General features: G+C 64.8%; 12 protein-coding genes. 9 read left to right on the top strand and 3 right to left on the bottom strand.

The annotated features are described in order from the left end of the window. The 3 genes from Q0O97_RS07155 to Q0O97_RS07145 all read right to left on the bottom strand — a co-directional run. On the bottom strand, nucleotides 1-857 hold an 857-nt coding region (locus tag Q0O97_RS07155), incomplete at its 3' end, for an efflux RND transporter permease subunit (protein WP_294926669.1). A gap of 10 nt (nucleotides 858-867) precedes the next feature. Next, nucleotides 868-2091 carry an efflux RND transporter periplasmic adaptor subunit gene (locus Q0O97_RS07150; protein ID WP_294926667.1) on the bottom strand — a complete coding sequence of 408 codons (1224 nt, stop codon included), beginning with the start codon at nucleotides 2089-2091 and terminating at the stop codon, nucleotides 868-870. Between the two features lie 41 nt (nucleotides 2092-2132). Then, complete coding sequence (locus Q0O97_RS07145) at nucleotides 2133-2702, bottom strand: TetR/AcrR family transcriptional regulator (protein ID WP_294926665.1); 570 nt, start codon at nucleotides 2700-2702, stop codon at nucleotides 2133-2135. A gap of 187 nt (nucleotides 2703-2889) precedes the next feature. Between Q0O97_RS07145 and Q0O97_RS07140 the strand changes: the two genes are divergently transcribed. From Q0O97_RS07140 to tssG, 9 genes are all read left to right on the top strand, one after another. Beyond that, nucleotides 2890-3474, top strand: coding sequence for a hypothetical protein (locus Q0O97_RS07140; protein WP_294926663.1), 585 nt, complete (start codon nucleotides 2890-2892; stop codon nucleotides 3472-3474). Between the two features lie 7 nt (nucleotides 3475-3481). Further along, nucleotides 3482-4684: a type VI secretion system-associated FHA domain protein TagH gene (gene tagH, locus Q0O97_RS07135; RefSeq protein WP_294926661.1), complete on the top strand. Its 1203-nt coding sequence runs from the start codon at nucleotides 3482-3484 to the stop codon at nucleotides 4682-4684. Nucleotides 4685-4741: 57 nt separating this feature from the next. After that, complete coding sequence (locus Q0O97_RS07130) at nucleotides 4742-6100, top strand: type VI secretion system ImpA family N-terminal domain-containing protein (protein ID WP_294926659.1); 1359 nt, start codon at nucleotides 4742-4744, stop codon at nucleotides 6098-6100. A gap of 74 nt (nucleotides 6101-6174) precedes the next feature. Beyond that, nucleotides 6175-6690, top strand: a complete 516-nt coding sequence (tssB, locus tag Q0O97_RS07125; RefSeq protein WP_294926657.1) for a type VI secretion system contractile sheath small subunit — start codon at nucleotides 6175-6177, stop codon at nucleotides 6688-6690. Next, complete coding sequence (tssC, locus tag Q0O97_RS07120; protein WP_294926655.1) at nucleotides 6690-8177, top strand: type VI secretion system contractile sheath large subunit; 1488 nt, start codon at nucleotides 6690-6692, stop codon at nucleotides 8175-8177. Before tssB ends, tssC begins: the two co-directional genes overlap by 1 nt. A 41-nt stretch (nucleotides 8178-8218) precedes the next feature. Beyond that, nucleotides 8219-8716, top strand: coding sequence for a type VI secretion system tube protein Hcp (locus Q0O97_RS07115; RefSeq protein WP_294926653.1), 498 nt, complete (start codon nucleotides 8219-8221; stop codon nucleotides 8714-8716). Nucleotides 8717-8824: 108 nt separating this feature from the next. Beyond that, nucleotides 8825-9430, top strand: coding sequence for a type VI secretion system baseplate subunit TssE (tssE, locus tag Q0O97_RS07110; RefSeq protein ID WP_294926651.1), 606 nt, complete (start codon nucleotides 8825-8827; stop codon nucleotides 9428-9430). Continuing rightward, the gene (gene tssF / locus Q0O97_RS07105; protein ID WP_294926649.1) at nucleotides 9427-11337 is read left to right on the top strand and encodes a type VI secretion system baseplate subunit TssF; all 1911 of its coding nucleotides are present in this window, start codon (nucleotides 9427-9429) and stop codon (nucleotides 11335-11337) included. The genes tssE and tssF overlap by 4 nt, the downstream gene beginning before the upstream one ends. Beyond that, nucleotides 11334-12317: a type VI secretion system baseplate subunit TssG gene (gene tssG, locus Q0O97_RS07100; protein WP_294926647.1), complete on the top strand. Its 984-nt coding sequence runs from the start codon at nucleotides 11334-11336 to the stop codon at nucleotides 12315-12317. The genes tssF and tssG overlap by 4 nt, the downstream gene beginning before the upstream one ends. Nucleotides 12318-12325 lie beyond the last annotated feature (8 nt).

The following is a 12325-nucleotide window of genomic DNA, read 5'->3' as shown; positions in this document are numbered from 1 at the left end:
GCGGGCTGGTTGTTCAGCTTTGAACTGAACATGTAATCCTCGGCCCCGATTTCCAGCGTCGCCACGTCCTTCAGCCGCACGGTCGAGCCGTCGGGATTGGCGCGCAGCACGATCTGCTCGAACTCCTCCAGCGCGGACAGTTGGCCCTTGATCAGGACGGTGGCGGTCAGTTGCTGGCCGAAGGGGTTGGGATCGGCGCCGATCTGGCCGGCCGAGACCTGCGCGTTCTGCGCCCGCACCGCATTCACGATATCGGAGGAGGACAGGCTGAGACCCGTCATCTTGTCGGGATCGACCCAGATGCGCAGCGCCCGCTCGGACGCAAAGACCTGCGCGCGGCCCACGCCTTCGATCCGGCGCACCTCGCCCGCAACGTTGCGGTTCAGATAGTCGCCAAGCCCGGTCGCATCCATGCTGCCATCGTCGGAAACCAGCGCGACCATCATCAGAAAGCCCGTGCCGGCCTCTTGCACGGTGATGCCCATGTCCACGACCGATTGCGGCAGCATCGGTTCCACCCGCGAGACCGCGTTCTGCACATCGACCTGCGCCCGCGCGATGTCGGTGCCCGGCGCGAAAGTCGCCGTGATCTGCACGAAACCCGACGAGGCCGAGGTGGATTCGAAATATTGCAGCCCCTCGACGCCGTTCAGTTCCTCTTCGATGGGCTGGGAAACGGATTGATAGATCTCGTTCGGCGAAGCGCCGGTATAGTTGGCATAGATCGAGATCTGCGGCGGCGCGACCTGCGGATATTGCGCCACGGGGATGATCGGCAGCGCGATCAGCCCGGCGATGACGATGAAGATCGAGATGACCCAGGCCAGGACCGGGCGGTGAATGAAAAATTGCGACATCTGGTCTGTCCTATTCCGCCGGCTGCGCGGCTTCGTCCTGATCGGTTTCCTGATCGGCGTCCGGGGCCGGGCTGCCCTGATCCTCGGCCCCGGTTGCCTCGGCGGGCGCGTCCACGGGTTCCGGCACGACCTTGGCGTCGGGGTAAAGCTTCTGCGCTCCCGCGACCACGACGCGCTCGCCCGGTTCCAGCCCGTCCTCGACCAGCCACTGGTTGTTGGTTGTGCGGCCAAGGGTGACATTGCGGCGCTCGACCGTGTCTTCGGACTTCATCACATAGACATAGGCCTGGCCCGACTGGTCGCGCTGGACGGCCATCTGCGGGATGGTCAGGGCGTTTTCGCGCACCGCCTGCTCGATGCGGATGCGGACATAAAGACCGGGCAACAGGTCGCCGTCGGGGTTGGGAAACTCGGCGCGGAGGGTGATCTGGCCGGTGGTGCTGTCCACGTTCGCCTCGGAAAACAGCAGCTTGCCGGGGTGGGTATATTCGCTGCCGTCGTCGAACATCAGATGCACCTGCGCCTCGTCGTCCGAAACCATGTTGAGCTGCCCCGAGGCGCGCGCGCGGCGCAGGGCGAACATCTCGGTCGAGGACTGGGTGAAGTCCACATAGATCGGGTCGAGTTGCTGGATCGTCGCCAGCACGTCCGTCTGGGCCGAAACCAGCGCGCCCTCGGTCACCAGCGCGCGTCCGATCACGCCCGAGATCGGGGCCGTCACCTCGGTATAGTTCAGGTTCAGCCGCGCCTGGTCCAGTTGGGCCTGCGCGATGGCGACCTCGGCATCGGCGATGGCAAGGTTCGTGACCGCGTTTTCCAGTTCGACCCCTGAGGTCACGCGGCGCTCGCGTAGCGCCTCGGCGCGCGATTGCTGGTCGCGGGCGTTCAACTGGTTGGCGTTGGCGCGCGCAAGCGTCGCCTCGGCGCTGGCCATCGCGACGGCATATTGCGAGGGGTCGATGCGATAGAGCATCGACCCTTCCTGCACGAAGCTGCCCTGCTCGAACACGCGCTCCAGCACGATGCCGCTGACGCGGGGACGCACCTCGGCGGTGCGGGTGGCCGAAACCCGGCCCGGCAGTTCGTTCACGACGGGCAGGGGCTGGGCGCGCAGTTCCAGCACCGATACGGGCGGCGGCGGCATCTGCGGTTGCTGCGCCGACAAGGTGGCGGGTCCCGCCAGCATTGCCAGAAGGAAGGGCAGGGTGGTCGCAAGGGGCCTGAAGCGGTGCATGGTTGGCGTCTCCGGTATGATCTTCTGCTCGGGCGGCAAGGTCAGTTCTGTTCTGGTTCGGTGGCGGGGGTGCTGCCGATCAGGGCAAGGATATCGTCCAGCAACTGCTGGCGCGTTTCGTCGTCAAAGCGATGGAAGCCGAAATATTCAAGGCATTTCAGCCCGTGCAGCGCCACGAAGGCCAAACGGCTGCGGCGTTCGTCGCCCGCGTCCTCGATCGCGTCGCACAGGCACGACAGCAGTTGCTGGCGCATGACGTTGTTGCATTCCTCGGACACATGCGTGGCGGCGGCCAGCTTCATCGCGACCGAGGTGTCTTCGTCCGACAGCCCCTGCCGCGCCTGCCCGATGACGGCGCGCAGCCAGCGGTCCGGCCCGTCCATCGCATTGCGCAGGTTTTCCATCTCGTGGCGGTAGGCGTCCATGCGCTTGCGCGTGAAGGCGGCCAGAAGGCCGGCCTTGTTGCGGAAATCGTAGACGACGCTGGATTTGCTGATCCCCGCTTCGCGCGCGACGGCGTCGATGGACAGGCCCGCCACCCCTTCGCGAAGGATGACCGCCTCGATGGCGGCCATCGTGGCCGCCCTGTCGATGGTGCGCTTGCGGCCCATGCCGTGCTTTCCAGATAGCAGAACGTCCGTTCGGATATTCCTGCACGGCGGCATTGTCAACGCTTCAGTTCGGCAGGCCCGCCACGGGCCGGCGCGTCCGGCAGTTGTTGCGTCCGGGGATAATCCCGCTAGGATCGGCCGATGCCGCGCCCTGCGCATTCCCGGACCCTGATCTACGCGCCCCTTCATGAACATGATCGACCAGACCGACAAGACGCACCCGCCGCGCAGGTCCATGCGCTACGACACCCCGGCCGAGCTTTTCGCCAGCCTGCCGCAGGTGCGCGACCTGACCCAGATCCGCCCCCGCGCGGATGAGGACAACCTGCAATACCTGTTCCGCCTTCGCGGCTCGACCACGCCCGAAGAGGCGGTGACCTTCACATCCTTCGCCGCGCTGCCGACCGTGGCGGCGGGGTGGGGGTATGAGTGCCTGCGCCAGATGGCCGATCATCTCAGCCCGCTGGAACGCCCCCTGATGCAGGACATCGCCGCCTGGATCGCCAACCCGGTGCCCGGCATCCGCTACAAGGTGATGCGCGAAGCACTCTGGGCGCCGTCGCGTTCGCCCTCGGTCCTCCTGGGGCTGGCGGTGGGCTGGTCCACGGGCGGTCCCGCGCCCAACGATTCCCTGCGCCCGCCACCGTGGCGCACGCCGCAGGCCGTCAACAGCGCCGTGCTGTCCTGCCTTGCGCGGGCCGAACTGTCGCGGCGTCCCATTTACCTTGCGCGATTCCTGGACATGGCCGAATCGCTTTTCAGGATCTATTGAGCGGCTGATGGCGCTTACACTCTTGATAGAAAACTACCAGGTTCTGGATGACGGCGGTCCCGCCAGCATCGAGGTGCCGGAAGCCGGGCTGCAAGTGGGCCGCCGGCCCGGCATGGGCTGGGTGCTGCCCGACGCCAGCAGGCATATTTCCGGCCATCACTTCGACGTCTATTTCCAGGGCGGCGAGTGGTGGCTGCGCGACCTGTCCACCAACGGCACCTTCCTGCAAGGGATGCGGCACCGGCTGGACGGTCCGCACAAGCTGGAACATGGCGACCGTTTCCAGGTGGGGCAATATATCGTCGTGGCGCTGATGGATGCGCAGGCGTCGCAGACGGGGATGCGACCGACCTCGCTGCCCAGCTACGACGGGCCGGTCTTTGCGCAGGAAACCGACGAAGACCCCTGGTCGCTGGACGGTATGGGCGGGCTGCCCCCGGTCGATCCGCTGCCCCCGGCCGAGGCGCCGTCGCAGCCCGATTTCGCGCAGGACTTCCTGGCCTTTCCGCAACATCACGAATCCGTGTCCGCGCCGCCCGCGCCTGCAAATCCGCTGCCCGAAAGCCCGGTCCCTGCGGCTGCCGTGCCGCCCGTGTCCGCGCCGCCTTCGGCGATGGCCGACCAGGGACCGGCCTTCCTGCGGGCCTTTTGCGAAGGCGCGGGCCTGCCGCCCGAGCTGGCCGCCGGGGTCGCGCCCGAGGATCTGGGCCGCGCCCTTGGCCAAGCCATGCGCGCCGCCACCAGCGAGGTGATGCTGGCGCTGCGCGACCGTGCGTCGGCCAAGCAGTTCGTGCGGGTGGGTGAACGCACCATGCGCGGTGCCGAGGACAACAACCCCCTGAAATTCCTTCCCGATCCCGACCAGGCGATCGAGGCGATGTTCCTGCGCCCCCGTGCCGGTTTCCAGACCGGCGCCGCCGGTTTCGACGAGGCGCTGCGCGACATGCGCCAGCATCAGTCCGCCCTGTTCGCCGCGCTGCAACCGGCGCTGATGAAGCTTGTCGGCGACCTTGCCCCCGAGGCGATCGAGGCCGCAAGCGACGGCGGGCGCTTCGGCACCGGGCGCAAGACCCGCGCATGGGATGAGTTCGTGAGGCGCTGGGACGCCAAGACCGCGCCGCATGAGAACGGCATCCTGGACGAATTCGTCAGTCATTTCGCCTCGGCCTATCGCGATGCCGCGGGCGCGTCGCATCCGAAACGCGGTTGACGCCACCCCCCGGTAAAGCGTCAATAATAGCCGAACAAAGCAGGAGCAGGGCCGCCGATGGCGTTCGAATGGTTGCTTGATCCGGTTTCCGACGATCTGCCTTGCGGGCCGGATCTGGAAAAGACCGACGATCCCGATTTCCTCGATTACTATTTCGAGGCCGAATCCCGGCTGCCCGAACGCTATTTCACCCCCGGCGCGCCGAATGTGCCCGGCGGGGGCGAGGATCGGCTGTTCGACCCCCGTTCGGTCGATCTGCGCGGTGAAACGCAGGCGATCACCGATTTGCTGCGCCGCTCGCGCGATCTGCGGCTGCTGGGCCTGCTGGCACGGTTCCAGATCCTGGCGGGCCGGGTGGGCGATTTCGCGGCCACGCTGGAAGCGATGGCCGGCCTGCTGGCGTCGCGGCTGGAAGAGGTGCATCCGCAGACCGCGGATTCGCCCTCGGACCGGCGCGGCGCGCTGGATGCGCTGGCCGAGCAGCCGACGGTGGTGATGCCGCTGATCCATTTGCCGCTTCTTGGCAATTCCAACGTGACCTTCCGGCAATACCAGGTCTCGACCGGCGCGGTGCCGCCCCGCCTGTCCGAAGCCGAGAACATCCCCGAACCCGGCGCGCTGATCTCGGCGCTGCGCAATCCGGCGAACCTGCGGCAGGTGACCGCGATTCACGCCGAGCTGACCCGCGCCGCGCAGGCGCTGCAACGGATCGCCGACAGTTGCCGGGCGAACGGGGCCTTTGCCTTCACCCCCGATTTCGGCCCGACCTTTGAAGTGATCTCGGACATCCAGCACCTGATCGGCGAGGCGCTGCCCGACCTGCCACATTGGACCGCCGAACCCGCCGCGCCCGTCGAACCGGCGACGCCCGAGACCGCGGACCCCACCCCCGAGACGGCGCAACCGCCCGTCCCGGTCAGCGCGCGTTCCCGGCTGGTGCCCGATCACCGCACTGCCCGCACCGTGATCCAGGCCGCCGAGGCCTATCTTGCGCGCAACGAACCCTCTTCGCTGTCGCTGCTGCTGGTCGTGCAGGCGCGGCTGCTGGTCGGCAAGTCCATCGTCGATGCGATCGAGCTGCTGATGCCCCAGGACGCCCCGCGGGTCGAGTTGACGCTGGGGAAGGGCCGCGACTTCGCGATCGACATGGACCGGCTGCGGATGCTGTCGCAGTCGCTGGCGCCGCAAGCCGGTGATTCTTCAGGTGATTCGGCTGACGCAGCGGAAGCTAAACCCGTGGTAATCGAAAGCCGCGAACAGCTCGCCGGATACTTGCAGGGCGTCGAGGAGTTCTATCTGCGAAATGAGCCTGCCAGCCCCATCCCGGTGCTGCTGTCAGAGGCGCGAAACATGCTCACAAGGACGTTCCATGCGATTTTGAACGAAATTTTGCCGCCTAAACCTATACAAGGATAGGCAAATCGAACCAATGCAAGTTGACACGGGGAAAATATTGACGTTCATCTGCATCAAGATTGGGGATCTGGAAAATGGCTTCTGATAAATCCACGGACTTCATCAAGCGCAACCGGCCGCCGCGCGTGAACATTTCTTACGAAGATCCGTATGACAGCGAGAAGATGGTCGAACTGCCCTTCGTCATGGGGGTGATGTCTGATCTGTCGGGCAACGCCTCGACGGTCGAAAAGGCCCCGATGGAGGAACGCGACTTCGTCGATGTCACGGCCGCGACGCTGGACGACTATATCGAAAGCGTCCGCCCCGCCGTCGCCTTCAACGTCGAAAACAAGCTGGGCGAAGGCGAGGGGCGCATGGGCGTTTCGCTGGAGTTCACCTCGATGGACGATTTCAACCCGGCGCAGATCGCCCGCCAGGTTCCCGCGCTGAAGAAGCTGCTGGAAGCGCGCGAGCATCTGGCGAACCTGCAACGCTACATGAATTCGAAACCCAAGGCGCAGGAACAGATCCGGCAGTTGCTGAACGATCCCGAACTGATGGCCGCCCTTGCCGAACGCAACAAGACGCAAGAAGGTGGGGAAGAATAATGGCCCAGGAAGTCAGGACCCAACCGGGCCAACAGGATCTGTCCGAACTTGACGAGTTTTCGGATATCCTGCGCCAGACGATCAAGCCCCGCACCGAGGTCGCGGCGAAAGAGGTGGACAATGCCGTCGTCGCCCTGGTGCGCGAGGCGCTGGACGATGAGACCCTGATCGCCGAGGATGTGATCGACACGATCGACGCGATGCTGGCCAAGCTGGACCAGAAGCTGACCCAGCAGATGAACGAGATCATCCACAACGATGAATTCCAGAAGCTGGAATCCTCGTGGCGTGGTCTGGCCTATACGATCAACAACTCGGAAACCGACGCCAGCCTGCGCGTCAAGGTGATGAACGTCTCGAAGAAAGAACTGCAACAGATGATGCGGCGCTATCCGGGCGCGAAATGGGACAAGTCGCCCCTGCACCAGCGCATCTACGAGGCAGAGTTCGGCACGCTTGGCGGCAACCCCTTCGGGGCGCTGATCGGTGATTACTACTTCGACCACGGCACCGCCGACGTCGCGCTGCTGCGCGATATGGGCAAGATCGCCGCGGCGGCGCATGCGCCCTTCATTTCGTCGGCCGCGCCCGAACTGCTGGGCATGGACAACTGGAACGAGATCGGCACCCCCCCGGACCTGTCGGAAATCTTCGACACGCCCGATTATGCCGCCTGGAACAGCCTGCGCGATTCCGAGAACTCGCGCTATCTGGCGCTGGTGATGCCGCGCGTGCTTGCGCGCGAGCCTTACGGCCAGAACTCGAACTCGGTCGTCGAGGAGTTCAACTTCGAGGAAGAAACCGATGGCCGCGCGGGCGAGAAATACGGCTGGATGAACGCCGTCCATGCGATGGCGACGAACATCAACCGCGCGCATAAGGAATATGGCTGGACCGTGCAGATCCGCGGCGTCCAGTCGGGGGGCGAGGTGCTGAACCTGCCGACCCATACCTTCGACACCGGCGACGGTTCCAAGGAACTGAAATGCCCGACCGAGGTGTCGATCACCGACCGGCGCGAGGGCGAACTGTCCAAGGCCGGGCTGATCGGCCTGATCCATCGCAAGCACACCGACAAGGCCGCCTTCATCGGCGCGCAGTCGCTGTATCGCCCCAAGAAATACGTTGATGAGTTGGCGACGGCCTCGGACAACCTGTCCTCGCGCCTGCCCTATATCTTCGCCGTGTCGCGTTTCAGTCACTATCTCAAGTGTATGGTGCGCGACAAGATCGGCCAAAGCCCCGATCGCATCCAACTGGAAACCCAGCTTCAGACCTGGGTGAACAAATACGTCTCGGGCAACCCCGAAAGCGCCAGTGAGCGGGAAAAGGCGAAGAAACCGCTGGCGGGCGCACGGGTGGAAGTCGTTGAGGATGAAGAGAATCCCGGTTACTATATGGGCAAGTTCTTCCTCAAGCCGCACTTCCAGCTAGAAGGCATGGACGTCGGCATGTCCCTCGTCTCGAAACTGCCGAAAGGCAAATAAACGGTTCCACCACCACCACCACTTCCGCAGAGGAAACTTAAATGGCTGTTGATATTTTTCTGAAGTTCTCGAACAACATCAAAGGTGAATCGCAGGATTCGACCTTCAAGGACGACATCGACGTCCTGGCCTGGAACTGGGGCCTGACCCAGTCGGGCACCACCCACCTGGGCAAGGGCGGCGGCGGCGGCAAGGTCAATGTCGGCGACATCACCCTGACCAAATACGTCGACCGTGCGACCACCGATCTGGTCAAGCGCGCCTGCTCGGGCGAGCATATCGAAAACGCCCAGCTGATCGTGCGCAAGGCCGGTGGCGGCGCCCCGCTTGAGTATTTCGTCCTCAAGCTGGAAAACGTCATGATCACCAGCTACACCACCGGCGGGTCGAAAGACGGCCTGGATCGCATCCAGGAAACGGTGACGCTGAACTTCCGCAAGTTCGAAATCACCTATACCCCGCAGGAAGACAGCGGCGCACCGGGTGCAAGCTCGTCCACCGGCTACGACATCGCAGAAAACGTCGAGTGGGGCGCCTGATCGGCGCAACGCCTGCGCCTGTAGACATGAAGGGGGCCGGCGCATCTTGTCGCCGGCTTCGCCCTTGCCGGGGCACGGTTCGCCGGTCACAGGATTTGGGGCTGTAGCATGGTGTCACGACCGGATTCCGACCGCGCCTGGCGCGGCAGGGGACTTTACGAATTCGCCGAGCGCAGCGGGTTGCGCCAGATGTCGCTGATGCATGTCTTTCGCGCCGCCGCCGAGCAGAAGGATTCGCGCGATCCCGGCCGTCATTACCACGACGGCGACCGCGACCTGACCCTGCGCAGCCAGAAACGGCGCGAGGGGGCCTCGGACGCCTCGCTGCGCCGCGATCTGGCGCGCGATATCGCCAGCCTGATGAACACCATCCGGCTGGATACGGTTTCCGACCTGGACGATGCGCCCCATGTCCGCGAATCCATCGTGAACTACGGCTTTCAGGACCTTGAAAGCATCTGGCGCGCCAATACCACGATGACGGATCTTGCCCGCTCGATCCGGGCCGCGCTGATCCGCAATGAGCCGCGCCTGCGCCCCGAAACGCTCGAGGTCCGCGTGCGCGAGGAAGACCCCAGCCCCGACCAGCGCGTCACCTTTGAAATCCAGGCCGAGATGATTTCCAGCCCCACCGATATCGCGATGGAGTTTCTGGCCGAGGTCGATCCTTCGCTGGGCAAGATCCAGATGAAGCGCATGCAGGGTGACGCATGAGAAAGGCCTTCCGCGACGCCTATAACCGCGAGCTTGCGCTGCTCTATGAACGCTCGGCCGAATTCGCCGAGGAATATCCGGGCCTTGCTGACCGGCTTGGCGGGTTGTTGCGCGAAAACACCGATCCCTGGATCGCCGGCCTGCTGGAGGGCACGGCCTTCATGGCGGCGCGCGTCCAGTTGAAGCTGGACGAGGAATTCGACGGCTTCACCCGCGAATTGCTGGAACATGTCTTCCCCGAGGCGCTGGCGCCGATCCCCTCGATCATGCTGGTTTCGGCCCGCGCACCCGTCGACCGGCGCGATCTGGACGACGGCATCCGCTTTCAGCTCGGCGAATACATGGACGCCCGTTTCCGCGACGCCGACCAGCGCGTGTCCTGCCAGTTCAGCCTTTGCGCGCCGCTGGAAATCTGGCCGCTGGAACGCAAGGCCGCCGTTTACCACGACCGCCCCGCCGTGATCGGCAGCTTGGGGCAGGACCCCACGGAAAAGACGCGCGCCGGGTTGCAGATCGACTTTGCCCACATGACCGGCAAGCAGATCGCCGATCTCAAGCTGGATGCGCTGACCGTCCATTTGACCGGCAGCCTGCCCGATGCGGTCGCGCTTTACGAACAGATCCATTGCGATTGCCTGCGCATTTCGCTGCGTTATCTGTCCGCGACGGGCGACCCGGTATTCATTCGCCTGTCACCCGACCAGTTGCAGCAGATCGGCTTTGACGCGCAGGAAAACCTGTTCGGCATCGACCGCCGCCTGTTCGAGGGCTTTGCCCTTCTGCGCGACATGTTCGTCTTTCCGCGCAAGTTCCTGGGCTTTCGCCTGACCGGGTTGCGCGACGTGTTGCGCCGGATCAAGGCGCAGGAATTCCAGTTGGTTATCGAGTTCGGCCGCGCGGACGAAGCGCTGACCAAACATGTCGATGCCAGCCATGTCCGCCTGTTCTGCGCCCCAGCGATCAACCTGTTCGAGGAAAGTTCGAACCAGGTGCGGCTGGACGACCGGCGGCATGAATATGTGGTGACGCCGGACAGCTCGCCCCTGACCCATTACGAGGTGCAGCGCATCCTGCGCGTCCATGCCAGCTACGGCACCGCGAAAAGCAAGGTCGAGGTCTATCCGCTTTATGCCCTGCCGCCGGGGCAAAGCGCGCAGCGCAACATGATGTATTACACCTATCGCCGCCGCCCGCGCCGCCTGACGGAATCGGAACGGCAGACGGGCATGCGCCACGATTATCGGGGGACCGAGACCTTCATCTCGATCTATGAGCCGCCCGAAACCGAGGCCGCCGGGCGCGCGCAGCGGTTGCAGGTCAAGACGCTGTGTTCGAACCGCCATCTGCCCGCTTACCTGCCGATCGCCGGTTCGGACGACTTCCACATGACGAATGACGTCACCGTTTCGCTGGATTGCGTCAGCGGCCCGACCCGTCCGCGCGAGCCGATGACCGAGATCGACCGCGAGGCCCCGCACCGCATGACGCAGGGCGAAGTTCACTGGCGCCTGATCAGCTATCTGGGCCTGAACCATTTCGGCCTGGACGACCGCGGCACCGGCGACAGCGCTGCCGCGCTGCGCGAGTTGCTGTCGCTTTTCGCCGATCTTTCCGACAACGTGGCCGAGGCGCAGATTGCGGGTATCAAGTCGCTTTCGACGCGGCCCGTCACGCGCTCGATCCGGCGCGAGGATGGTTATTTCCCCGCGCGCGGGCTGGAAATCACCGTGACGATGGACGAGGCCGCATTTGAGGGCAGCGGCATCATCCTGCTGGGCGCCGTGCTGGATCGGTTCTTTGCCGAATATGCCAATGTCAACAGCTTCACCCAGACCGTTATCGTCAGCCAGCAGCGCGGGCTGATCAAGCGTTGGACGCCCCGCAGCGGCAGGGGGCCGCTGATATGATCGCCTCGGACGCCGGATTCCTTGCGATCCTGCGCAGGATCGAACGCGAGAACGCCGACAAGCCCCCCATCGGGCGCTCGCGCCGCCTGTCCGACGAACCCGTGCGGCTTGGGCAGGATCCCGGCCTGGGTTTTCCCGCGTCCGAATTTTCCTCGACCGACGGAACGCGCCGCAATGTGCCGGACCTGCGCGCGCAATTCATCGGCTTTTTCGGACCGAACGGCGCGCTGCCCCTGAACACGACCGAGGAAGCCGCCCGCTGGCTTGAGGAAGGCGAGGATGCCTTCGTCCGTTTCACCGACATCTTCGCCACGCGCTTCTACCAGCTTTTTTTCCGCGCCTGGTCGGACAATCACGCGATCAGCCAGTTCGACCACCCGCAGAACAACCGTTTCGCGCGTTATGTCGGGGCGATTTCGGGCATCGGCTCGCCCGCCTATCGCGACCACGACCGCTTTCCCGATATCGCGCGCCTGCCGCTGGTGTCGATCTTCGGCGGGCGGGTGCGCAGCGGCATCCGGCTGGAACAGATGCTGCGCCAGTATTTCGGCATCCCCTTCGCGGTCGAGGAACATGTGCCATCGTGGATGGAGTTCGACGCCGAGGATGTCAGCGCCCTTGGCCAGCGCGGCGACCTGGGGCGCAGCACCTACCTGGGCGCGCGCATCCGGTCCGTCGGCGAAAAGGTCCGGCTGCATGTCCGGGCGCGCGACCTGCGGGAGTATCGTGACTTCCTGCCCGGTGCCGAGGGTTACGGGCAGCTTGCGAATGTGGTTTTCTGGTATCTTGGCAAGACTTACGAGGTCGAGATCGCGCTTTCCCTGCCCGCCGATGCGATACCCCCCGCGCGGCTGGGTGAAAGCGCCGACCTGGGATGGATGGCCGCGCTGCCGGGTGGCGCACAGGCCGATCCGGGTGGTTATGTCGAGGCCGCGCGTTTCGCGCTGGCGCTGGACAGCGGAATGATGAACGCCGCCTGACGCGGCCA

Source organism: uncultured Paracoccus sp., assembly GCF_945915435.1.
Lineage (GTDB): Bacteria > Pseudomonadota > Alphaproteobacteria > Rhodobacterales > Rhodobacteraceae > Paracoccus.
The sequence above is the reverse complement of the archived record's forward strand: the minus strand, read 5'-3'. Positions and strand labels throughout refer to the sequence as shown.